The organism is Cyanobium gracile PCC 6307 (assembly GCF_000316515.1).
Lineage (GTDB): Bacteria > Cyanobacteriota > Cyanobacteriia > PCC-6307 > Cyanobiaceae > Cyanobium > Cyanobium gracile.
The window spans coordinates 465,279-485,430 of record NC_019675.1; the positions used below are offsets into that span (position 1 = coordinate 465,279).

The 20,152-nt window shown below is 71.4% G+C and carries 25 protein-coding genes; 16 read left to right on the forward strand and 9 right to left on the reverse strand.

What is annotated here, in order from left to right; all coding sequences use genetic code 11:
- Window positions 1–39: 39 nt before the first annotated feature.
- Entirely contained in the window at window positions 40–2,124 is a 2,085-nt protein-coding gene (gene dnaG / locus CYAGR_RS02040) for a DNA primase (protein WP_015108097.1), read from the forward strand.
- A 59-nt stretch (window positions 2,125–2,183) separates the two neighbouring features.
- Window positions 2,184–3,182, forward strand: a complete 999-nt coding sequence (locus tag CYAGR_RS02045) for a GGDEF domain-containing protein (protein ID WP_015108098.1) — start codon at window positions 2,184–2,186, stop codon at window positions 3,180–3,182.
- Window positions 3,183–3,187: 5 nt separating this feature from the next.
- On the opposite strand, the gene CYAGR_RS02050 is transcribed toward CYAGR_RS02045, so the two are convergent.
- From CYAGR_RS02050 to CYAGR_RS02065, 4 genes are read right to left on the reverse strand one after another with little or no spacing between them, the layout of a single operon-like run.
- Window positions 3,188–4,468 carry a Y-family DNA polymerase gene (locus tag CYAGR_RS02050; RefSeq protein WP_015108099.1) on the reverse strand — a complete coding sequence of 427 codons (1,281 nt, stop codon included), beginning with the start codon at window positions 4,466–4,468 and terminating at the stop codon, window positions 3,188–3,190.
- A complete protein-coding gene (locus CYAGR_RS02055) occupies window positions 4,447–4,854 on the reverse strand; it encodes a LexA family protein (protein ID WP_015108100.1) in 408 nt (135 codons plus the stop codon). The genes CYAGR_RS02050 and CYAGR_RS02055 overlap by 22 nt, the downstream gene beginning before the upstream one ends.
- A gap of 42 nt (window positions 4,855–4,896) precedes the next feature.
- The gene (locus CYAGR_RS02060) at window positions 4,897–5,361 is read right to left on the reverse strand and encodes a hypothetical protein (protein WP_015108101.1); all 465 of its coding nucleotides are present in this window, start codon (window positions 5,359–5,361) and stop codon (window positions 4,897–4,899) included.
- Window positions 5,362–5,371: 10 nt separating this feature from the next.
- Window positions 5,372–5,899: a pentapeptide repeat-containing protein gene (locus tag CYAGR_RS02065; RefSeq protein WP_015108102.1), complete on the reverse strand. Its 528-nt coding sequence runs from the start codon at window positions 5,897–5,899 to the stop codon at window positions 5,372–5,374.
- 212 nt (window positions 5,900–6,111) lie between these two features.
- Here CYAGR_RS02065 and CYAGR_RS02070 point away from each other — a divergent pair, with 212 nt between their 5' ends.
- From CYAGR_RS02070 to CYAGR_RS02085, 4 genes are all read left to right on the forward strand, one after another.
- Entirely contained in the window at window positions 6,112–7,704 is a 1,593-nt protein-coding gene (locus CYAGR_RS02070; protein WP_015108103.1) for a putative bifunctional diguanylate cyclase/phosphodiesterase, read from the forward strand.
- A 13-nt stretch (window positions 7,705–7,717) separates the two neighbouring features.
- Window positions 7,718–8,212, forward strand: coding sequence for a DUF2721 domain-containing protein (locus CYAGR_RS02075; RefSeq protein ID WP_015108104.1), 495 nt, complete (start codon window positions 7,718–7,720; stop codon window positions 8,210–8,212).
- Between the two features lie 60 nt (window positions 8,213–8,272).
- Window positions 8,273–8,800, forward strand: coding sequence for an HPP family protein (locus CYAGR_RS02080; RefSeq protein WP_015108105.1), 528 nt, complete (start codon window positions 8,273–8,275; stop codon window positions 8,798–8,800).
- A 69-nt stretch (window positions 8,801–8,869) separates the two neighbouring features.
- Window positions 8,870–9,253: a YraN family protein gene (locus CYAGR_RS02085; protein WP_015108106.1), complete on the forward strand. Its 384-nt coding sequence runs from the start codon at window positions 8,870–8,872 to the stop codon at window positions 9,251–9,253.
- 45 nt (window positions 9,254–9,298) lie between these two features.
- On the opposite strand, the gene CYAGR_RS18800 is transcribed toward CYAGR_RS02085, so the two are convergent.
- Complete coding sequence (locus CYAGR_RS18800) at window positions 9,299–9,721, reverse strand: hypothetical protein (protein WP_015108107.1); 423 nt, start codon at window positions 9,719–9,721, stop codon at window positions 9,299–9,301.
- Window positions 9,722–9,746: 25 nt separating this feature from the next.
- Here CYAGR_RS18800 and rsmA point away from each other — a divergent pair, with 25 nt between their 5' ends.
- The 7 genes from rsmA (at window position 9,747) to CYAGR_RS02125 (ending at window position 15,697) form a co-directional block, all read left to right on the forward strand.
- Entirely contained in the window at window positions 9,747–10,592 is an 846-nt protein-coding gene (gene rsmA / locus CYAGR_RS02095) for a 16S rRNA (adenine(1518)-N(6)/adenine(1519)-N(6))-dimethyltransferase RsmA (RefSeq protein ID WP_015108108.1), read from the forward strand.
- A gap of 5 nt (window positions 10,593–10,597) precedes the next feature.
- Entirely contained in the window at window positions 10,598–11,548 is a 951-nt protein-coding gene (gene ispE, locus CYAGR_RS02100) for a 4-(cytidine 5'-diphospho)-2-C-methyl-D-erythritol kinase (RefSeq protein ID WP_015108109.1), read from the forward strand.
- Window positions 11,545–11,847: a DUF3082 domain-containing protein gene (locus CYAGR_RS02105; protein WP_015108110.1), complete on the forward strand. Its 303-nt coding sequence runs from the start codon at window positions 11,545–11,547 to the stop codon at window positions 11,845–11,847. The genes ispE and CYAGR_RS02105 overlap by 4 nt, the downstream gene beginning before the upstream one ends.
- Window positions 11,848–12,001: 154 nt before the next feature.
- Window positions 12,002–12,985 (forward strand): pyruvate dehydrogenase complex E1 component subunit beta, encoded by a 984-nt coding sequence (locus CYAGR_RS02110; RefSeq protein WP_015108112.1) that lies wholly within the window; start codon window positions 12,002–12,004, stop codon window positions 12,983–12,985.
- A 1-nt stretch (window position 12,986) separates the two neighbouring features.
- Window positions 12,987–14,513 carry a protein translocase subunit SecD gene (gene secD / locus CYAGR_RS02115; RefSeq protein WP_015108113.1) on the forward strand — a complete coding sequence of 509 codons (1,527 nt, stop codon included), beginning with the start codon at window positions 12,987–12,989 and terminating at the stop codon, window positions 14,511–14,513.
- Between the two features lie 9 nt (window positions 14,514–14,522).
- Window positions 14,523–15,476, forward strand: a complete 954-nt coding sequence (secF, locus tag CYAGR_RS02120) for a protein translocase subunit SecF (protein ID WP_015108114.1) — start codon at window positions 14,523–14,525, stop codon at window positions 15,474–15,476.
- Window positions 15,473–15,697 carry a hypothetical protein gene (locus CYAGR_RS02125; RefSeq protein ID WP_015108115.1) on the forward strand — a complete coding sequence of 75 codons (225 nt, stop codon included), beginning with the start codon at window positions 15,473–15,475 and terminating at the stop codon, window positions 15,695–15,697. The genes secF and CYAGR_RS02125 overlap by 4 nt, the downstream gene beginning before the upstream one ends.
- Before the next feature lie 32 nt (window positions 15,698–15,729).
- On the opposite strand, the gene CYAGR_RS02130 is transcribed toward CYAGR_RS02125, so the two are convergent.
- From CYAGR_RS02130 to psb28, 3 genes are read right to left on the reverse strand one after another with little or no spacing between them, the layout of a single operon-like run.
- A complete protein-coding gene (locus CYAGR_RS02130) occupies window positions 15,730–16,737 on the reverse strand; it encodes an AI-2E family transporter (RefSeq protein WP_015108116.1) in 1,008 nt (335 codons plus the stop codon).
- Window positions 16,734–17,807 (reverse strand): AI-2E family transporter, encoded by a 1,074-nt coding sequence (locus CYAGR_RS02135; protein ID WP_015108117.1) that lies wholly within the window; start codon window positions 17,805–17,807, stop codon window positions 16,734–16,736. The genes CYAGR_RS02130 and CYAGR_RS02135 overlap by 4 nt, the downstream gene beginning before the upstream one ends.
- Window positions 17,804–18,178, reverse strand: a complete 375-nt coding sequence (gene psb28 / locus CYAGR_RS02140) for a photosystem II reaction center protein Psb28 (RefSeq protein WP_015108118.1) — start codon at window positions 18,176–18,178, stop codon at window positions 17,804–17,806. The genes CYAGR_RS02135 and psb28 overlap by 4 nt, the downstream gene beginning before the upstream one ends.
- A 133-nt stretch (window positions 18,179–18,311) precedes the next feature.
- On the opposite strand from psb28, the gene CYAGR_RS02145 reads away from it, so the two are divergent.
- The gene (locus tag CYAGR_RS02145) at window positions 18,312–19,058 is read left to right on the forward strand and encodes a GUN4 domain-containing protein (RefSeq protein WP_015108119.1); all 747 of its coding nucleotides are present in this window, start codon (window positions 18,312–18,314) and stop codon (window positions 19,056–19,058) included.
- 32 nt (window positions 19,059–19,090) lie between these two features.
- The gene (locus CYAGR_RS02150; RefSeq protein ID WP_015108120.1) at window positions 19,091–19,516 is read left to right on the forward strand and encodes an ATP-binding protein; all 426 of its coding nucleotides are present in this window, start codon (window positions 19,091–19,093) and stop codon (window positions 19,514–19,516) included.
- Here the strand turns inward: CYAGR_RS02150 and CYAGR_RS02155 are convergent.
- On the reverse strand, window positions 19,482–19,844 hold the full coding sequence (locus tag CYAGR_RS02155) for a DUF6439 family protein (RefSeq protein WP_015108121.1): 363 nt from the start codon (window positions 19,842–19,844) through the stop codon (window positions 19,482–19,484). The two genes, CYAGR_RS02150 and CYAGR_RS02155, sit on opposite strands and share 35 nt — an antisense overlap.
- 38 nt (window positions 19,845–19,882) lie before the next feature.
- Between CYAGR_RS02155 and CYAGR_RS02160 the strand changes: the two genes are divergently transcribed.
- On the forward strand, window positions 19,883–20,152 hold the full coding sequence (locus tag CYAGR_RS02160) for a hypothetical protein (protein WP_015108122.1): 270 nt from the start codon (window positions 19,883–19,885) through the stop codon (window positions 20,150–20,152).

The following is a 20,152-nucleotide window of genomic DNA, read 5'->3' on the forward strand; positions in this document are numbered from 1 at the left end:
CCCCTGCCCCCGGAGCCTGTCCTCCTTGAGCCTGCACCCTTGAACCTTCCCCGTCTCCACCCCCGCACGATCGAGGCCGTCAAGGAGCGGGCCGACATCGTCGATGTAGTGGGGGAGCACGTGGTGCTCAAGAAGAAGGGCCGTGAATTCGTTGGGATCTGCCCGTTCCACGACGACACATCCCCGTCGATGACGGTGTCGCCCGCCAAGCAGTTCTATTACTGCTTCTCCTGCGGGGCCGGCGGCAACGCCATCAAGTTCCTGATGGAGCTGCAGCGCACCAGCTTCAGCGAGGTGGTGCTGGATCTGGCCCGCAAGTACCAGCTGCCGGTTGAGACCCTCGACGGTCCCCAGCAGGAGCGCCTGCGCCAGCAGCTCTCCCGCCGCGACCGGCTGCACCGGGTGCTGGCCCTGGCGGCGGGCTGGTTCCAGGGCCAGCTGCGCTCGTCGGAGGGGGCGGCGGCCCTCACCTACCTGCGCCAGAGCCGCGGCCTCAGCGAGACCACCCTCGAGGCGTTCCAGCTCGGCTATGCCCCGGCCGGCTGGGACGGCCTGCTGCAGCACCTCCAGCAGGTGGAGGGCCTCGGCCCCGACCTGTTGGAGGCGGCCGGCCTGGTGGTGGCCCGCAAGGGGGGCGGCGGCTTCTACGACCGCTTCCGCGACCGGGTGATGGTGCCGATCCGCGACCGCCAGGGCCGGGTGATCGGCTTCGGCGGCCGGGGGCTGGACGGGGCCGAGCCGAAATACCTCAATTCCCCGGAAACGGAGGTGTTCGAGAAGGGCAAGCACCTGTTCGGGCTGGATCGGGCCGCCGACGCCATCCGTCGCGATGACCGGGCCGTGGTGGTGGAGGGCTACTTCGACGTGATCGCCCTGCACGCCGCCGGCATCACCAATGCGGTGGCCGCCCTCGGCACGGCCCTCAGCTCCAGCCAGATCACCCAGCTGTGCCGCTGCTGCGACAGCCGGCGCCTGATCCTCAACTTCGACAGCGACGGGGCGGGCATCCGGGCCGCCCAGCGGGCCATCGGCGAGGTGGAGCAGCTGGCGCTGCAGGGCCAGCTGGAACTACGGGTGCTGCACCTGCCCGCCGGCAAGGACCCCGACGAGTTTCTCCAGCAGCACGGCCCGGGAGAGTACCGCTCCCTGCTGGACCAGGCCCCCCTCTGGCTCGACTGGCAGATCGAGCAGGTGCTCGAAGGCAAGGATCTGGCCCGCGCCGACCAGTTCCAGCAGGCTGTCTCCGGACTGGTGCAGCTGCTGGGCAAGCTGCCCCAGTCGGCCGTGCGCAGCCACTACCTACAGCAGGTGGCGGAGCGCCTCTCGGGCGGTCAGGCCCGGCTGGCCATCCAGCTGGAGGAGGACCTGCGCCAGCAGGTCAAGGGCCAGCGCTGGCATGGCCGCTCGGCCCGATGGGAGCAACCCGGGGAGGTGGGCCACCGGGAGCGGGCCGAGGCGGAGATCCTGCGCCTCTATCTGCACTGCCCCGCCTGGCGCGGCGTGATCCGCGCCGAGCTGCGGCGCCGGGAGCTCGATGACTTCGCCCTCCAGCACCACCGCCAGCTCTGGGCCGCGATCGGGGAGCTGGAGGAGGACAACCTGGGGGCCGGCCGGCTCGAGGCCGTCAACCGGGGCACCGATCCGGGGCTGGACCTGGCCGACCTCGATCTGCCCCGCCTGCTGGGCGACCGGCTGCTGGTGGAGCAGAGCGCCCTGCTCGGTCGCCTCACCCCCCTGCTGGAGCCCAGCGAGGTGCAGCGGCTGGCCCTGGCCCACCCACCGCTGCAGCTGCGGGGGGCCACGGCGTCGCTGGAGCGCCAGCGGGTGCTGCGCCGCTGCCGTCACCTGCTCGATGCCTGGTCGAGCCAGCGCCTCCAGACCCTCGAGCAGTGCATCGCCCGGCTGCTGGAGGAGGAGCGTGACGCTCCCCCGCCGGCGGTCGCCCCCCCGGCGGCCGGCGCCGGCCTCGACATGGAGACCCGCATCCACGATCTCTTTGATGCGCTCAACGGCGACGCCCTGCGTTTCCAGGAGGCCTACTACGCCGAACGCCGCTACCTGAATCAGCTGGATGACGGCCGCCGCGCCGGCTACGAGGAGACCCTCACCGCCCCGGCCGCCTGAGGCCGGAATCCACTCGCCGCCAGCCGTTCTGCCTACAGTTTTGTTGGAGGCGAGGACCCATGGCGTCATATCCGGCCTTTCCCGTCCCCCCCGATGAGGACCAGCGGCTCCGCGACCTTGAGCGCTACGGCCTCCTCGAGGCCGATAGCGATGAGCACTTCGAGCGGATCCTGGATCTGGCCGCCGCCCTCTTCCGGACGCCCATCGTCGCCATCTCCCTGGTGGAGGCCGACCGTCAGTGGTTCCTGGCCAGCCGGGGCCTTGATGTGCGGGAAACCCCCCGTGAGATGGCCTTCTGCGCCCACGCCATCGTCCACGACGACGTGTTGGTGGTGCCCGATGCCCGCGCCGACGAGCGCTTTCGCAGCAACCCCCTGGTCTTCGCCGATCCCCACATCCGCTTCTATGCCGGTGCGCCGCTGCAGACGCCGGAGGGCCACAACCTCGGCACCCTCTGCGTCATCGACCGGGAGCCCCGGGACCTCAGCGCCGAGCAGCGCGCCGTGCTGCACCGTCTGGCCCAGCTGGCCATGCGGGAGCTGGAACTGCGGCGACTCGCCCACCTCTGCCCGGTCACCGGCCTGCCCACCCGCCACACCTTCCTGACCATCGGCGAGCGGGAGTTCGCCCGGGCCCGCCGCGATCAGCACCCCCTGTCGCTGCTGCTCTTCGATGTCGACAATCTGCGGCTGATCAACAACCGCTGGGGCCACGCCGCCGGCGACCGGGTGCTGGCCGATCTGGTCCAGCTGGCCCGCACCTTCCTGCAGGAGCAGGACTTCGCCGCCCGCGTCGGCGATGGTGCGTTCGCCCTGCTGCTGGTGGACATCGCCGCGGATCAGGCGATGGCCCTGGCGGAGGCCCTCCGCACCGCCGTCGCCCATCTGCCCGGCGTGTACACCCATTCCGACTTCCGCCTGCACATCAGTGGCGGCCTTACCGCCCTGGCCCCCCAGGATCACGGCTTCCCCGACCTGATCCTGCGGGCCGAGCGGGCCCTTGAGCTGGCCAAGGGCAACGGCCGCGACCAGGTCGCCAGCCTCTTCGAGCGCCCCTGAGGGCCTCAGGCCCGCACCACCGGCACATCGCTCAGGCGGGTGGTGGCCGCCCGGGACAGGCGCGAGCGGCGCATCGTCCAGCGGGGCCGCAGGCCGCAGGCGGCCCACTGCACCGTGCCGCTGCCATAACGGCGGTTGAGGCCGTCGACGGCGGCCATCAGGGCCTCGCGCCGCCGCTGCTGCTCGGGAGGCAGCGGCACCAGCAGATGGTGCTGCAGCAGTTCCACCGGCTGCAGATCCTGCAGCAGCACACCCGCCTTCTGCAGCGGCTTGTGGGGCCGGAACAGCCGCTCGGCCAGGGGCAGGGCGGCGGCGAGCAGCACGGCGGTGTCGTTGCTGGGCAGCGGCAGACGGGCGGTGGCGGCGTTGGCGTAGAAGCGGGTGCCGTTGAAGGGGCTGCTGCGCACGAACACGGTGACGCTGCCCGCCCGCTGCCCCTGGCGGCGCAGCTTCTCACAGGCCCGGCTGAGGTAGGTGGCGATCGCCTGCCGCAGGCCCTCGAGGCTGGTGACCGGCTCGCTGAAGCTGCGGCTGACGCAGGTTTCCTGCTTCGCCGGCGGTACGGCCACCAGGGGCAGGCAGCTGTGGCCGCGCAGCTCCTGCTGCAGGCGCACCCCCACCACGCCACAGCGGTGCCGCAGTTCGCCGCTCGGCCTGTCGCGCAGGGCCCGGGCGTTGGCGATGCCCCGCAGGCGGCACCAGCGGGACAGTTTGCGGCCGATGCCCCAGACGTCCTCGATGGCGATGGCCTCCAGCCAGGGGCCCGGATCCCCCGCCTGGCCCAGATCGAACACGCCGCCATGGGAGGGGTCGCGCTTGGCGATGCGGTTGGCGATCTTGGCCAGCACCTTGGTGGGGGCGATGCCCACCGCCACCGGCAGGCCCAGCTGGCGGCGCACCTGGCGGCGCAGGTCTTTCCCCCAGGCGGTGAGGTCGCCGTCGCCGGGCGGGCGGTGCAGGCGGCCGAAGGCCTCGTCGATGGAATAGACCTCCAGCTCCTCCACCCAGGCTTCGAGGCTGGCCATCAGCCGCTGGCTCATGTCGGCGTAGAGGCCGTAGTTGGAACTGCGCACCACCACGCCGCGGCGTTCCAGGTCGTGGCGCACCTGGAACCAGGGGGTGCCCATGGGAATGCCCATGGCGCGGGCCTCGGCGCTGCGGGAGACGATGCAGCCGTCGTTGTTGGAGAGCACCACCAGGGGTTTGCCGATCACGGTGGGATCGAGGGCCGCCTCGCAGGACGCGTAGAAGTTGTTGCCGTCGATCAGGACTGTGGCCTGGGCCATCGACCTCCCGGCAGCGAACGGATCACGTGCAGGGCCACGCCCCAGAGGCGGTCGTCGTCGCTGCCGCCGAGGGCCAGGGGCGGGTAGGCGGGGTTGGCCGCCTCCAGCCACCAGCGCGGCCCCCGGCGGACCAGGCGCTTGAGGGTGAACCCCCCCTCCAGCAGGGCCACCACGATGCGGCCGGAGCGGGGAGCGACCCCCCGATCCACGACGAGCAGATCACCGTGGCGGATGCCGGCACCGACCATCGAGTCACCGCAGACGCGCAGCAGCAGGCTGCGGTCGGGGTGGAGGTTCAGCTGGGCGTTGAGGTCGACCCCGGGGCCGTCCCCGCCGGGCCGGGGGTCGGCCGGGGGGTGCAGGTCGGGGTGGTGGGGATCGGGCACGGGCCCCGGGCGGCAGGCTTCACTCTAGTACGGATGTACTGGTCAGTCCCCGTCCTCAAGCAGCAGCTGCTGGAAGGCGGTGTAGAGCTCCCGTTCGGTGTCGTCGGCCGGGGGTCGCCGCGTCGCCCCGCTCCGGGGGGTCTGGGCGGGACGGCGGGAGGCGGTCCCGGGGGAGGCGTCGGCGCCGGTGGGCTCCCTGCCCGGCTCGCCGTTTCGGGCGCCGGGCGCCCCGGGAGGGGGGGCGCTGGCGGCGGGAGGCGTCTCCAGCTGCCGCAGGCGCTCCAGCAGATGGGGGGGCACGCTGCCGTCGGCGCTGACGTTCATCAGGGCGCGGAACAGCTTCTGGGGGTCCTGCTCGGTCTCCACCGGATGGCGACGCTCAAGCGCCGAGGACCCGGGGGCAGGGGCGCCGGCGGCCGGGGTGGGGGGCGGCGGGGCGGGCAGCGGGCGGGGCAGCTGGCGGCCCAGGGCCTCCAGCCGCTCGCGGCTGCGGGCATCGAAGCTCATCGGGGCGGACTCAGCTGCAGTTCAGTGTGTCGCGGGTGAGCCGGCCCGTGACGGGATTGGTGCCGCTGGCGGCGGCACAGAGGCTGGTGAGGGCATCACCGCGCAGGGGCACGTTGGTGAAATCGGCGCCGTCGATGAGCACCCCACGGAACTTGGTGTTGAAGGCGAAGGCGTCGTCGAGGCGGGCATTGCGCAGGTCGGTGCCCTCGAACACGGCGGAATCCAGGGTGGCGTCCCGCAGGTCGCTGCCGCTGAGGTCGGCGTCCTGGAGCTTGGCGCCGAACAGGCTGGCGCCGCGCAGGTCGGCCCCCGAGAGATCGGCGTCGCGCAGGTTGGTGAGGTTGAAGGTGACGCCGCGCAGGTCGGCGCCGTGGAAATCGGCCCCGATCAGCACCTGCTTGGCGTAGTCCATCGCCGCCGCCACCGGCATGGGACGGGCCAGCAGCAGCAGGCCATCCAGCAGCAGGGCCAGCAGCAGGGCCAGCAGCAGGCCCGGGAACCTGGGCAAGGAGAGTGGCAGAGAGAGGGGGCGCGTCATCGGCGATGAAGCGGAGAAGGCCAGCCTAGGCAAGGGCTCCACGCCGCTCCAAGGCCCTGGGAGGGGTGCCGATGGTGACAGGGCGACTAGCGTGAAGCAGGACCGCAACGGCGGCCCGTTCGATCTCCGCAACCATTGATGACCAGGGACTTCCAGCCCAGGGACTTCCGGCGATCAGGGGCCAGTCGCTGGCCCCACAGCCCGGAGACGCGATGGTGAGCCACGTCGACGAGGCGGGGGCCGGGGCGATCGAGGGCCTGCTGGAGAGGATCGAGCGGCCGGCGGCCCTGGCCGATGGACAGGGGGCGATCCTGGCGGCCAACGGGGCCTTCTGCCGGCGTTCGGGGCTGGAGCCGGCGACGCTGCGCCAGCGGTCCCTGCAGGAGCTCTGTGCCGCCGACGTGGCACCGCTGCTGGCGGGGAGCGCAGCGACCCTGCGCAGTGATCTGGTCGGTGTGCCGCAGGCCGATGCGGCGATTCCCCTGTTCCTCAGCCGCCTGCCCTCCGGCGTCGGGCCGGGGCCGGTCTGGTGCCTGCTGGAGCTGCTCGACCAGCGGGTGAACCTGGCGGATCTGGATGGCCTGGTGGCCGACCGCTATGCGGACGGTGCCGTGCTGCTGCATCTGCAGGTGCTGCAGCTCGACCTGGTCCGCGGCCGGCTGGGCATCGCCGCCTGCGAGGCCCTGATCGAGGAGATCGCCCACCGCCTCGAGGCAGCCCTTCCGGCCGGGGGATTCTTCTCCCGCCAGGGGGGTGACCGCCTGCTGGCCCTGGTGCCGGGAGCGATGGGCATCGACGCGGTGCGCGACATGGCCGGCGGGCTGCTGGCCAGTCTGAAGAGCCCCACCACGGTGCTGGAGCACGTCATCGAGCCGTCGCTGAACGTGGGCATCAGCCGCGCTCCCGATGACGGCAGCGAGTTCCCACTGCTGCTGGATGCCGCCACCCGGGCGCTGGAGGAAACCCATCGCCAGCCCTTCCCCAGCTGCTGCATCGCGGCGCCGGTGGAGCGGTCGGTCCAGCTGCAGGAGCTCCTGGCCCGTCCGCTCGCCCTGGCGATCGAGCAGGAGCAGCTGGAGCTGGCCTTCCAGCCGATCATCGAGCTGGAATCCGGCCGGGTGATCGCCGCCGAGGTGCTCTGCCGCTGGGATGACCCGGTGCTGGGGCGCCAGTCTCCCGCCGACTTCATCGACGTGGCCGAGGCCACGGCCCAGATCTCCTCCCTGGGACGCTGGGTGATGGAGCGGGCGTTCGAGGCCCTGCACCGCTGGGACCTGGCCGGGCTGCAGCTCGGCAGGATCTGCGTGAACGTCTCGCCGCTGCAGGTGCAGGACCCGACCTGGAGCAGCGACCTGCTGATGGCCCTGGAACGCCACCAGCTGACGCCCGACCGCATCGTTCTGGAGCTCACCGAAGGCAGCATCCTGGAGATGTCCACCCACGTGGCCGACCAGCTGCGGGATCTGAGGCGGCAGGGGTTCGCGCTGGCCATGGATGATTTCGGCACCGGCTATTCCGGCCTGCAGCGGCTCACCGAGCTGCCCTTCAGCGAGGTCAAGATCGACCGGAGCCTGATCTCCGCGATCGATTACGACCAGCTGCAGCAGGCCATGCTCAGCGCGGTGATCCGGCTCAGTGACGCCACCGGGATCATGGTGGTCGTGGAGGGGGTGGAACGCTCTCGGCAGCGGCAGATGCTGCTCACCCTTGGCTGTCGTCACGGCCAGGGGTACCAGCTCTCGGCCCCGCTCTCCGAACAGGAGCTGGAGGCCCTGCTCCAGAGCCAGATCGCACCGGAGGCCTGAGGGGATCCCCGGGATGGTCTGGAGCGTCCCCCTGCTGCTGTCCATCGACATCGGCGATGGGCGCTCGGTGGCGGGGCTCTCCAAGGCGATCCAGCTGTCGGTGGCGCCGGTGTTCCTGTTCACCGGCGTCACCGGGCTGCTGAGCCTGTTCAGCTCCCGGCTGGCACGGATCATCGACCGCACCCGCGTCCTGCAGGAGGCCCTGGCGAAGTGCCGGGCGCAGCCGGAACCCAATCCGGAGGACGGGGAGCGGCTGGAGCTGGTGCTGGCGGTGCAGCGGCGCCGCACCTTCCTGATCAACCGGGCGATCCTGGCGGTCACCGTCACCGCCCTGCTGGTGGCCGCGGTGGTGGCGGTGCTGTTCATCAGCGCGGTGGCGGCCCTTGATGTCACGGCCATCGTGGTCCCCCTGTTCGTGGCGGCCATGGGCGCCATGATCGTGGGCCTGCTGCTGTTCCTGCTGGAGGTGCAGCTGGCCATCAGCCAGAACCCGCGCCGGTACTACTGAGCCACACTCGGAGCCGGCACTTGGTGGGCCGTGAATGGTTAGATCCGATACAGTTTGGCCATGGCTCTGGCCTTCCTCTTCCCCCTGATCCAGTCCCAGAGGCGCAAGGGGCGGGCCTTTCAGCCCAGCTTCCGGCCCACCGAGGTGCTCCTCTCCTGGACCGGTGCCCTGGTCGCCATCACGCTGCTGGGCCTGATCAGCGCCGCCAGCCGCTATCCGCTGGTCGCCGCCCCCCTGGGGGCCTCCAGCGTGCTGCTGTTCGGGCATCCGCAGAGCCCCCTGGCCCAGCCCCGCAATCTGCTGCTGGGCAATGGGCTGGCCGCCCTGGCGAGCGTGGTCTGCGTCGCCTGGCTGGGGACGGCTCCCTGGGTGATGGGGCTGGCGGTGGCGCTGGCGATCGCCGCCGGACAGCTGCTGCGCTGCCTCCATCCCCCCGCCGGCGCCGTCGCCCTGCTCGGGGTGCTGCTTCACGCCGGGCCGTCGTACGTCGTCGCGCCGGTCCTGTCCGGTTCCCTGGTGCTGCTGCTGGTGGCCCTGGGCTTCGGCTGGCTGATTCCTGGCCGCCGCTACCCGCATCACTGGTTCTGAGGGTCTGCTCGCCGCCACCCGCAGGGGGTGGCGGCCACCGGGAACCCTGGGGCAGAGGATCCCCTGCCCATGGCCCCCGGCCCCGCCCGCTGCCGCAGCGCCGCCCAGCGAGACGGCGCCTGGGCGGAGCAGCGGGTGCTCCGGCTGCTGCGGCTGCGCGGCTGGGAGCTGCTGGAGCGCAACTGGCGCTGTCGCTGGGGGGAACTCGACCTCATCGTCCGGAAGCCGGGACGCCTGCTTCTGGTGGAGGTGAAGGGGCGTCGCGCCGGCAGCCTGGACGGCAGCGGAACGGCGGCCCTGCGCTGGCAGAAGCGCCGGCGGCTGGCGCGGGCCTGGGACTGCTGGCTGGCGGCCCACCCCCGCTGGCAGCGGACGCCGGTGGAGCAGGTGGCGGCCCTGGTGCCGTTGCCGCCTGCCCGGGCTCCGGTGCGATGGGTCCGTCTGGGGGACTGAAGCGAACCTCCGAAGGCCCGCCGCTCCGGCGGGGGAGAAGGAGCCTCAGGGCTGGGCGGGGGCCGGGGCGGCTGTGGCCGGCGTGGCGGCCGGGGTCGGGGCCGGCGTGATCGTGTAATACACGGTGCAGCGGTAGCGGGTGTTGTCCAGACCCACCTCCAGGTCCTCGCAGACGGTGCGGGTGACCGTGGCGCCCTTGGGCACCTGGCTCCTGGCCTGCTGCCGGGTCGCCTGACGGTCGAAGATCGATTCGGCGGTGACGCTGCCGGCCCGGGCGGGACCCGCCGGCAGGGCCACCACGGCGGCCAGCGCACCGGCCACCAGCGCACCGGCCAGCAGGGGCCCCGCCAGCAGGGGGCCGCTGCGCCTGGCGTCGCTCAGTCGGGCGTCGCTCAGTCGGAATCCACGGGCCATGGCGGGGAGGGCGAAACGCTGCTCCACCTCTAGCCAGGCCGGACGGCGCTGCAATCTGGGGAGACCTGCCGGCGCCTCCATGACCTTCAGCGGCCACCGGGCCCGTAAGCGCTTCGGGCAGCACTGGCTCACCGATGGTCAGGTCCTCGATCGCATCGTCGCCGCCGCCGACCTGCGGAGCGACGACCACGTGCTGGAGGTCGGCCCGGGCCGGGGCGCCCTGACCGAACGGCTGCTGGCCTCGCCGGCGGCCTCGCTGCTGGCGGTGGAACTGGACCGGGACCTGGTGGCGGGCCTGCGGCAGCGGTTCGTGGGCGACGGGCGCTTCACCCTGATCGAGGGGGACGTGCTGGAGCTGGCGCTGCCGTTCCCCGACAGTCCCGCGCCGACCAAGGTGGTCGCCAACATCCCTTACAACATCACCGGACCGCTGCTAGAGCTGCTGGTGGGGCGCCTGGGCCGGACCGCCCCCTGCCGCTTCGAGCGCCTGGTTCTGCTGGTGCAGCAGGAGGTGGGCCAGCGGATCCGGGCCCGGCCGGGCTCCAGCGCCTTTTCGGCCCTCAGCGTGCGTCTGCAGCTGCTGGCCCGCTGCAGCAGCATCTGCCCGGTGCCGCCCCGCTGCTTCTCCCCGCCGCCGAAGGTCACCTCGGAGGTGATCGTGATCGAACCCGTCCCGCCGGAGTCCCTGCCGCCGCGGGACCAGGCCCTGGCGGTGGAGCGGCTGCTGACCCGCTGCTTCGCCGGACGGCGCAAGATGCTGCGCACCACCCTGGCGGGCCTGCTGCCGGCGCCCCAGCTGCTGGAGGTGGCCGCCGCCGCCGGTGTCGATCTGCAGCAGCGGCCCCAGGAGCTGGGGCCCGAGCGCTGGCTGGCCCTCGCCACCGGCTTGAATCGGGCGTCGAGCGCCGACCCCGGCGGAGCGTGATCCCGATGGCAGATGTGACGGTGCGGGCCCCCGCCAAGATCAACCTGCACCTGGAGGTGCTGGGTCTACGGCCGGACGGCTACCACGAGCTGGCGATGGTGATGCAGAGCATCGACCTGGCCGACACGATGGTGCTGCGCACCACCGCCGACGACACGATCCGGCTGCGCAGCGACAGCCGCGAGCTGCCCAGCGACGGCACCAACCTGATCGTCAGGGCGGCCGAGCTGCTGCGCTCCCGGGTGGGCCTGCCGGAACTGGGGGTGGACATCACGCTGCACAAGCGCATCCCCATCGGCGCCGGCCTGGCAGGGGGCTCGAGCGATGGGGCCGCCGCCCTGGCAGGCCTCGACGCCCTCTGGGGCCTGGCCCTGGGCCGCGAGCGGCTGCATGGCCTGGCGGCCGAGCTGGGATCGGACATGCCCTTCTGCCTGGAGGGCGGCACCCAGCTCTGCTTCGGCCGCGGGGAGCGGCTCGAGCCCGTCCCGGCGGCAGGGGCGCCCGGCCAGGCGCTGCTGCTGATCAAGCATCCCCAGGCCAGCGTCTCCACCCCCTGGGCCTACGGCCGCTGCCGGGACCTGCGGGGCGATTTCTACCTCGACGCCGAGGAGGACTTCGAACAGCGGCGCCAGGCCCTGCGTCAGGGCCCCCTGGTGGCGGCCCTGGCCGGCCGGGGCCCGCTGCCCCACCTGCGCAATGACCTGCAGGCGGTGGTGGAGCCGGAGGTGGAGAGCATCCGCGCTGGCCTCGAGCTGCTGCGCAGTGGCCCGGGGGCCCTGGCCGTCGCGATGAGCGGCTCGGGGCCGAGTCTGTTCGCGCTGCACCCGGATCTGGCCACGGCGGAGGCGGCCCGGGAGGCCCTGGCGGAGCCGCTGGAGGCCCTGGGCTTCGACACCTGGTGCTGCCGCTGCGGCGGATCCGGTGTCAGCCTGGTGACGGATGGATCCGCACCATGACCGACGAACGCCCCGCCCCGCCGCCGCGCAAGGGACCCCTCAGCTTCCTCTCCGGTGCCATCACCAGCGGCCTGCTGGCCTGGCTGAGCCTGGGGGTGAGCCAGCGGGTGGTGGGCTGGTACGTGACCCACCCGCCCCACTTCGACTCGGCCTTCGCCCAGAGCATCGCCACCGCCATGAAGACGCTGATGGTGGGGATGTGTTTCCTGGCCACCTTCACCTTCGCCTTCATCGGCCTGGGGCTGTTCCTGGTGTTCATCCGCAGCCTTTGGTCGGCCGAGGCCGAATCCCCTTCCTAAGCTGCCCACCAGCCGCCCTTCCCCCCGATGACACCCCACGATCTGGGTCTGCTGGTGGTCCTGCTGCTGCCGGGCATGCTGCTGTCGGTCCTGCTGCTCAGCACCTTCGCCGCCGGCGGCTGAGATAGGTTGGCCGCGCACAGGCCCCTGCTCCGTGGCTGAAACTCTTCTGTTCAACGCCTTGCGCGAAGCCATCGACGAGGAGATGGCCCGCGACCCCCATGTCTGTGTCATGGGAGAGGACGTGGGCCACTACGGCGGCTCTTACAAGGTCACCAAGGATCTGTTCGAGAAGTACGGCGAACTGCGGGTGCTGGACACCCCCATCGCCGAGAACAGCTTCACCGGCATGGCCGTCGGCGCCGCCATGACCGGCCTGCGGCCGATCGTGGAAGGCATGAACATGGGCTTTCTGCTGCTTGCCTTCAACCAGATCTCCAACAACATGGGGATGCTGCGTTACACCAGCGGCGGTAACTACACGATCCCGGCGGTGGTGCGCGGGCCCGGCGGCGTCGGCCGCCAGCTCGGAGCCGAGCACAGCCAGCGCCTTGAGGCCTACTTCCATGCCGTGCCCGGCATCAAGATCGTGGCGGTGAGCACCCCCACCAATGCCAAGGGCCTGATGAAGGCCGCCATCCGCGACAACAATCCGGTGCTCTTCTTCGAGCACGTTCTTCTCTACAACCTCAGCGAGGACATCCCCGAGGGCGACTACATCTGCGCCCTCGACCAGGCCGAGGTCGTGCGTGAAGGCAAGGACGTCACCATGCTCACCTATTCCCGCATGCGCCACCACTGCCTCAAGGCGGTGGAGCAGCTGGAGGCCGAGGGGGTCGATGTCGAGCTGATCGACCTGATCAGCCTCAAGCCCTTCGATATGGAGACCATCGCCCGCTCGATCCGCAAGACCCACAAGGTGGTGGTGGTGGAGGAGTGCATGAAGACCGGCGGCATCGGCGCCGAACTGATCGCCCTGATCACCGAGCACTGCTTCGACGACCTGGATGCCCGGCCGGTGCGCCTCTCCTCCCAGGACATCCCCACCCCGTACAACGGCAATCTGGAGAACCTCACCATCATTCAGCCCCACCAGATCGTTGCCGCGGCGCACGATCTGAAGGCGGGTCGACGCTGAGATGGGACGCCAACAGGGCTGGTTCGCCCTCATCCTCGCCCTCACCATCGCCTCCGGGGCCCTGCTGGCCAACTACGGCCTGCAGCTCGGCCTTGATCTCCGCGGCGGCAGCCAGCTCACCCTCCAGGTGATGCCGGCCGGGGCCATCAGCCGGGTGGATGCCGAGCAGCTGGAGGCCGTCAAGGACGTGCTGGAGCGCCGCATCAACGGCCTGGGTGTGGCCGAATCCACCCTCCAGGCCGTGGGCAGCGACCAGCTGGTGCTGCAGCTGCCGGGCGAACAGGATCCCAGCCAGGCGGCCCGGGTGCTCGGCAGCACGGCCCTGCTGGAGTTCCGGGCCCAGAAGCCCGGCACCGAGCAGGAAATGCAGGGCCTCCTGGGCCTCAAGCGCCAGGCCGAGTCGGTGCTGCGCTCCAAGCGGCCCCCCTCCGCCCTCGACGACCCCACGGCAACACCGCCACCGACACCGTCCTCCCTGTCGGCGGAGGACCTGGCCAAGGCGCTCACCTCCCTCGGGATCCAGGTTCCCGCCGGCAGCAGCGAGGTCGACCAGCTCGAGCTGCTGCTCCGGGAGACCAATCGCCGCATCCTTGTCCTCTACGGCCCTCCCCTGATCACCGGCAAGGACCTCACCAGCGCCGGCCGTCAGCAGCAGGCCACCGGCACCGGCTGGGAGGTGACCCTGGGCTTCAACCGGGAAGGGGGTGAGAAGTTCGCCGCCCTCACCCAGTCGATCGCCGGCACCAACCGGGTGCTAGGCATCGTCCTCGATGGCCGCTCGATCAGCGAGGCCAGCGTCGGTGAGCAGTTCAAGGTGGCCGGCATCACCGGCGGATCCGCCTCGATCACCGGCAACTTCAGCGCCGAGGAGGCCCGCGACCTGGAGGTCCAGCTGCGGGGGGGCTCCCTGCCCCTGCCGGTGAAGATCGTCGAGGTGCGCACCGTCGGCCCGTCCCTGGGGGCCGAGAACATCCGCTCCAGCCTCGTGGCCGGCCTGTCGGGCCTGGCCCTGGTGGCGGTGTTCATGGCCGTGGTGTACCGCCTGCCCGGGATGGTGGCGGTGCTGGCCCTGAGCCTCTACGCCCTGTTCAACCTGGCCATCTATGCCCTGATTCCCGTCACCCTCACCCTGCCGGGGATCGCCGGTTTCATCCTGTCGATGGGGATGGCGGTGGATGCCAACGTTCTGATCTTTGAGCGCATCAAGGAGGAGCTGCGGGCCGGCAACACCCTGATCCGCTCCATCGACACGGGCTTCTCCCTGGCCCTGTCCTCGATCATCGACGGCCACGTCACCGGCCTGATCAGCTGTGCCGCCCTGTTCTTCCTCGGCACCGGCCTGGTCAAGGGCTTCGCCGTCACCCTGGCGATCGGCCTGCTGCTCAGCCTGTTCACCTCCCTCACCTGCACCCGCACCCTGCTGCGGCTTCTGATGAGCTACCCGGCCCTGCGGCGTCCCACCTACTTCCTTCCCGCCCGCCAGCTGCCGCCCGTCCGGGCCGGCGCCGCCCCGGCGGGCGCGGCCTGAATGACTGCCATGACCTCCGTCCCCTCCCCCCGCTTCCGCATCAACCGCCACCGGCGGCTGGCCTGGCTGGGCTCGGGGCTGGCCTGCGGCCTGAGCCTGCTGGGCCTGGCCCTCTGCTGGCTGAACCCGGCCATCGGGGCCCCCCTGCGGCCCGGCCTCGACTTCACCGGCGGCACCCAGGTGCAGGTGGAGCGGGACTGCGCCCCCTGCAAGCCCGTCACCCCCGCCGAGGTGCGAGAGGGCCTCAGCCGCCTCACCCTGCCGTCCACGGAAGGGGAGCGCCCCCCCAGCCTGGGCAGCGCCTCGGTGCAGGTCCTGGACGGCGGCCGTTCCCTGCTGCTGCGCCTGCCGGCCCTCGACGCCGACCAGAGCACGGCCCTGGTCGGCGACCTGGCCACCCGGTTCGGGCCGCTGCGCTCCAGCGGCACCTCGGTCAACACGATCGGGCCCACCCTCGGCTCCCGACTGCTGCGCGGCAGCCTCATCTCCCTGCTGGTGAGCTTCGTGGCGATCTCCGCTTACATCACCTTCAGCTACAGCGGCATCTTCGCGGGGCTGGCCCTGCTGTGCCTGGCCCACGACGTGCTGATCACCTGCGGACTGTTCGCCTGGCTGGGGTTGCTTCAGGGCATCGAGGTCGATTCGCTGTTCGCCGTCTCCCTGATCACGATCGCCGGCTATTCGGTCAATGACACGGTGGTGGTCTATGACCGAATCCGCGAGCAGCGCCGCACCCTCGGTGATCTTCCCCTGGTGGATCAGGTGGATGTAGCCGTGGATGCCACCCTCACCCGCTCGCTCTACACCTCGTTCACCACCCTGCTGCCCCTGGTGGCCCTGATCTTCTTCGGCGGCAGCACCCTGTTCTGGTTCGCCGTGGCACTCACGGTGGGCATCGCCGTCGGCAGCTGGTCGAGCATCGGCATCGCCCCCACCCTGCTGCCGGTGTTCTCGAAGCGATGAGGGGCCCCGACCGCAGCGAACCGAACCGCCGCGGCTGGCCCCTGCTGCCGGTGGTGCTGCTGGTGCTGGCCCTGATCGACCTGCGGGTGGAGCTGATCCTGCTCTGGGACCACCTCACCCTCACTTCCCTCACCGCCGCCATCCGCTCCCACCTCCTGGCCGTCACGGTGCTGGTGGCCCAGCCCTCCCTCTGGCACCACTACCGTCGCGTGCGCGGCTGAGGCGATCAGGCCCCCAGGGTGGATCCCTGCGATCAGGCCAAATCCCAGCGGTCCATCACATCCCGGACCAGCACCTCTTCGCAGACCACCTGCAGCACCACCACCAGGGGCAGGGCCAGCAGCAGGCCGGGCAACCCCAGGAGGGCCCCCAGACTCAGCTGGGCCATCAGCGCCACCGTGGGCAGCAGGTTGACGGTGCGGCTCAGCAGCAGCGGGGTGAGCAGGAAGGCCTCGCCGTTCTGCAGCAGCAGCCGCAGCACCAGCACCTGGACCACCTTGGCCGGCGAGATCAGCAGGGCCACGGCCAGGGGCAGCAGGGTGGCGGCGGTGGGCCCGATGGTGGGCACGAAGGTGAGCAGGCCGCACACCAGGCCGCTGAGCAGGGCCAGGGGCACCTGCAGCAGGGCCAGGCCGGCCCAGGTGGTGACGAACACCACCGTGCCCGAGATGGTCATCCCCGCCAGCCAGCCCCCGAGGGCCTCACGGCATTCCCCCAGCAGCTCCTGCATGCGCGGCCGGTAGAACCGGGGCGTGGCGGCGATCAGCAGCCGCTGGTGGCTGGCGGGATCGAGGGCCATCAGGATCGCCAGCAGCAGCATCAGCAGCAGCTGGATCGTGCTGTTGGCGGCGCCGCCGGCCACGCCGAGCAGCTGGCCGCCCAGGGGCTGCAGCCGGTCCCAGAGGGTTCCCTCGGCCAGCTGCCGCTCCAGGTCCCGCAGCAGGGGGGTGCTGGGGACCACCTTGCCGAGCCGCTGGATCAGTTCGGGCACCAGCTGGCTGAACTGGCGGACCTGGTCGATCAGTTCCGGCAGCAGCAGATTGGCGAGCAGCCAGCCGATCGTCAGCAGAAGCAGCAGCACCAGCGACAGGGAGGCCCCCCGGTTCAGGGGGGTGAGCCGCCGCAGCAGGCTGGTGGGCACATCGAGGGCCACCGCCAGCACCACGGCGCCGAAGAGGATCAGCAGCACCCAGCGCAGTTCCCATAGCAGCAGCAGCAGCGCCACCAGGGCCAGGGCCCCGAGCAGGGTGCGTGCCTTCATGTCCGCCGCCGTTCCCGCTTCCAGGGATCGAGGATGTCATGGATCAGCACATCCCGCAGCAGCACCTGGAGGCAGACCGCCAGCGGCAGGGCCAGCAGGAGGCCGAGGGGGCCGAACAGCAGGGTGAACAGCAGCTGGGCGGTGAGGGTGAGGCCGGGCAGCAGCTGCAGCTGGTGCTGCATCACCGAAGGGGTGATGACGTAGCTCTCGAGGTTCTGGATCAGGACGTACACCAGGAGCACGGCCAGGGCCTTCCAGGGGGCATCCAGCAGGGCCACCGACATCGGGAAGATGGTGCTAAGCGTGGGCCCCACATTGGGAATGATGTTGAGCAGGCCGGCCAGCAGGGCGTTCGCCGCCACCAGTTTCACGCCCAGCAGGGACAGCCCGATCGCCGCCAGCAGGCCCACGCAGAGGGAGCTGATCAGCACCCCCACCATCCAGCTGCTCAGGGCGGTGCCACAGGCCACCAGCACCTGGCGCAGGCGCCGCCGGTAGAAGGAGGGGGCCAGCAGCAGCATCGCCTCCCGGTAGGCGGTGGGCTGGGCGGCCACCATCAGGGAGACGGCCACCACGAACAGCGTCTGGAGCAGACCGGCGCCGAGGTTGCCGGCCACGCCCACCAGGCCGATGGCACCGCCACCGAGCCGGCCCAGCAGATCGGGGGGCAGGGAGGTGGGTACCGACAGGGTCGATTTGATCCAGTCCAGGCTGCCATCCCTGCGGCCATAGAGCATCTGGGAGGCACCCTCGAGGGTCTGGCGCAGCAGCTTGAGCAGCTCGTCCCAGGCCCGCGGCACCTGCAGCACCAGCTGACGGAACTCGCTGATGAAGGGTGGGATCACCACCGTGGCGACGATCAGCACCACCAGGATCACCAGCAGCAGGGCCAGCAGCAGGGCGAGGGGCCGGGCGACGCCGATCCGCTCCCGGATGGCGCCCACCAGGGTGCACAGGGCCATGGCGAGCACCACGGCCGCGAACAGGAGGATCAGGGCGTCACGCAGGCTCCACAGCAGAACCAGCGCCGCCAGCAGGGCGATCAGGCCCAGCCACTGGCCGAATTTCAAACCTCCTCCTGAGCCTCCTCGGCCGGCTCGTCGCCCTGGCCGGCGAAGCCGAGGCCGTGGCCGTCGGCGTAACGCTGGGCGAAGCGCATGAAGCGCTCGAAGTCGGCGGTGCTCTTCCAGGTGTAGGTGGCTTCCAGGGCACTGGCCTTGCCGTTGACAAAGCGGGCCTTCACCTCCCGGGTCACCATCTCGCCCTCCTCATCCAGCATGAACATGCCGGTGATGTCCCCCACCGACTGGGGCGCCAGGGCTTCGGGCTCCTCGAACACGAAGGTGGCCTGGCCGGTGCGGCCATCCCGTGAGCGGGTCAGGCGGATGTCGGGCACGACCGTCTCGTCCACCCCGCGGAAGAACTGAATGGCGGCGGCCATGGCACTCGCTCAAAAGGTGACTTTAGGCAGAGCCCGTCCCCGCTCCCCTGACGGCGCAGACCCCAGGCCAGGGCCCGTCGCTCCTGACATAGTGGGACCCACCCTGCTGCCTCTCCGGCCGGTCGTCTCCCCCATGCTCTCCGGTCCTCCGGTTTCCAGCACCGTCGATGCCGATCAGCTGCTGGAGCGCTTCCTTACAGCCTCGGCCCGCCAGCGCCGCAGCCTGCTGGCCAGCCTCGGTCAGGCCGGCACCGCCCTGCTGGATCGGATCCCAGACCGGCTTGACCGCCTCGATGCCACCGGAGACGACTGGGCCGCCGGCCACCTGATCCAGCTGCTGCTGGCCTCCGGTGACACCGTTCGCCAGGAGGCCCTGCTGGCCCGCCATCCCCAGGGCTGGCTCGCCGTCACCAGCGTCGCCGGGATCGACTACGCGCCGCTGCAGCAGCACCTGATGCGGCAGGCGTTCGAGGAGGCCGACCGGCTCACCAGTGACCACCTGCGTCAGCTGGCCGGCGAGGGGGCCGTGCGCCGGGGCTACGTCTATTACAGCGAGGTGGCGGCCATGCCCGCCATCGATCTCACCAGCCTTGACCGCCTCTGGACCTGCTACTCCCAGGGGCGCTTCGGCTTCTCCACCCAGGCCCGGCTGCTGCAGGCCTGCCAGGGGCAGTGGGAACGCCTCTGGCCCCGGCTGGGCTGGAAGACCGACGGCACCTGGACCCGCTACCCAGGCTCCTTCCAGTGGACGATCGAGGCCCCCGAGGGCCACATGCCCCTGATCAACCAGCTGCGGGGGGTGCGCCTCATGGACGCCCTTCTGCAACATCCCGCCATCCAGGCGCGCCTGGAGGAGGCAGCGGCGGGGCGCCCGCGTTAGGTTCCGGTTAGGCGAATGGGACTACCTGCTTCATGCAGCTCCGCTGGGCCGATTACATCACCCCCTCCACCCTGCAGCTGGCCCCGCTGGTGGAGTTGCTCCTTGAACCCATCGGCTGTGCCCTGCGCCAGGCGGAGCTCCAGCTCGGTCTCCAGGAGGCCCTGGTCAATGCGGTGCGGCACGGCAACGGCTGCGATCCGGGCAAGTGCCTGAGGATCCGGCGGATCGTCACGCCGCGCTGGGTGATCTGGCAGGTGCAGGACGAGGGCCCCGGCCTGCCCGCCCATGCCCGCCAGGCCTGTCTGCCCTGCCAGGAGGATGCCCCCTCCGGCCGGGGCCTGTTCCTCATTCACCACTGCTTCGACGACGTGCGCTGGAGCGGTCGCGGCAACCGGCTGCAGCTGGCGGCCCGGCGGGCGGCGGTCAGCGCCCGTGGGCAGGACAGCCCGGATCGCTGATCTCAGCCCGGAGCCAGGCCTGGGCGTTCTCCAGCAGGGCCATGGCGCGGAGGCGGCCGTCGGTGGGCGCCGTGACGGCGGGGTCGTCGGCGGCGAGCAGCTGCACCAGCGCCGCCGCCAGCTGTTCGGCGGCCCGCCGGGGGCGCTGACGCTTCAGGGCGTGCCACTCCCGATCGCCGATGCTGAGCTGGCGGTGCAGGCGCTCGGCCAGGGGCAGGGCCTCGGCGGGCCAGGAACGGCTCGCCGGGACGGCGGAGGCGGCCGTCGAGGACGATCCGGCTGGAACGGCGGGGGCTTCCACTGGACGATCGGACCGAAGTGGATCCATCCTGTCGCTCCAGGCCTCGCCCTGTCGATCGCGCCCCCATGAGACGTCCCCAGCGCCCCCGCCGCCCCCCGTCGCCGGGGGTGCTTCACCACCTGGCGGCGGTGCTGAGCCTGGCCGGTCGCCCCGGGGCGGTGGCCGGCAGCGGCGTCAGCCTGCGCCGTAGGCGCCAGCGCCTGGAGCTGGCCCAACGGCTGCTGGACCCGCTCCCGGAGGCCCTGCTGCCCCGCGGGCGCCACGGTGATCGCTTCTGGACGGCCCTGCGCTGGGGCGGGCTCGGGCTGCTGCTGGCCTGGCTGCTGAGGTCCTGA

Bases quoted from the DNA above. Each gene is read 5' to 3' on its own strand.
- CYAGR_RS02145 (WP_015108119.1), top strand. From the start codon at position 18,312: ATGCTCTCCGGTCCTCCGGTTTCCAGCACCGTCGATGCCGATCAGCTG.
- CYAGR_RS02085 (WP_015108106.1), top strand. From the start codon at position 8,870: ATGGCCCCCGGCCCCGCCCGCTGCCGCAGCGCCGCCCAGCGAGACGGC.
- CYAGR_RS02130 (WP_015108116.1), bottom strand. From the start codon at position 16,737: ATGAAGGCACGCACCCTGCTCGGGGCCCTGGCCCTGGTGGCGCTGCTG.
- psb28 (WP_015108118.1), bottom strand. From the start codon at position 18,178: ATGGCCGCCGCCATTCAGTTCTTCCGCGGGGTGGACGAGACGGTCGTG.
- CYAGR_RS02045 (WP_015108098.1), top strand. From the start codon at position 2,184: ATGGCGTCATATCCGGCCTTTCCCGTCCCCCCCGATGAGGACCAGCGG.
- CYAGR_RS02075 (WP_015108104.1), top strand. From the start codon at position 7,718: ATGGTCTGGAGCGTCCCCCTGCTGCTGTCCATCGACATCGGCGATGGG.
- CYAGR_RS02080 (WP_015108105.1), top strand. From the start codon at position 8,273: ATGGCTCTGGCCTTCCTCTTCCCCCTGATCCAGTCCCAGAGGCGCAAG.
- ispE (WP_015108109.1), top strand. From the start codon at position 10,598: ATGGCAGATGTGACGGTGCGGGCCCCCGCCAAGATCAACCTGCACCTG.
- CYAGR_RS02125 (WP_015108115.1), top strand. From the start codon at position 15,473: ATGAGGGGCCCCGACCGCAGCGAACCGAACCGCCGCGGCTGGCCCCTG.
- CYAGR_RS02065 (WP_015108102.1), bottom strand. From the start codon at position 5,899: ATGACGCGCCCCCTCTCTCTGCCACTCTCCTTGCCCAGGTTCCCGGGC.
- CYAGR_RS02070 (WP_015108103.1), top strand. From the start codon at position 6,112: ATGGTGAGCCACGTCGACGAGGCGGGGGCCGGGGCGATCGAGGGCCTG.
- secD (WP_015108113.1), top strand. From the start codon at position 12,987: ATGGGACGCCAACAGGGCTGGTTCGCCCTCATCCTCGCCCTCACCATC.
- CYAGR_RS02060 (WP_015108101.1), bottom strand. From the start codon at position 5,361: ATGAGCTTCGATGCCCGCAGCCGCGAGCGGCTGGAGGCCCTGGGCCGC.
- CYAGR_RS02150 (WP_015108120.1), top strand. From the start codon at position 19,091: ATGCAGCTCCGCTGGGCCGATTACATCACCCCCTCCACCCTGCAGCTG.
- CYAGR_RS02105 (WP_015108110.1), top strand. From the start codon at position 11,545: ATGACCGACGAACGCCCCGCCCCGCCGCCGCGCAAGGGACCCCTCAGC.
- rsmA (WP_015108108.1), top strand. From the start codon at position 9,747: ATGACCTTCAGCGGCCACCGGGCCCGTAAGCGCTTCGGGCAGCACTGG.
- secF (WP_015108114.1), top strand. From the start codon at position 14,523: ATGACCTCCGTCCCCTCCCCCCGCTTCCGCATCAACCGCCACCGGCGG.
- CYAGR_RS02050 (WP_015108099.1), bottom strand. From the start codon at position 4,468: ATGGCCCAGGCCACAGTCCTGATCGACGGCAACAACTTCTACGCGTCC.
- CYAGR_RS02155 (WP_015108121.1), bottom strand. From the start codon at position 19,844: ATGGATCCACTTCGGTCCGATCGTCCAGTGGAAGCCCCCGCCGTTCCA.
- CYAGR_RS02160 (WP_015108122.1), top strand. From the start codon at position 19,883: ATGAGACGTCCCCAGCGCCCCCGCCGCCCCCCGTCGCCGGGGGTGCTT.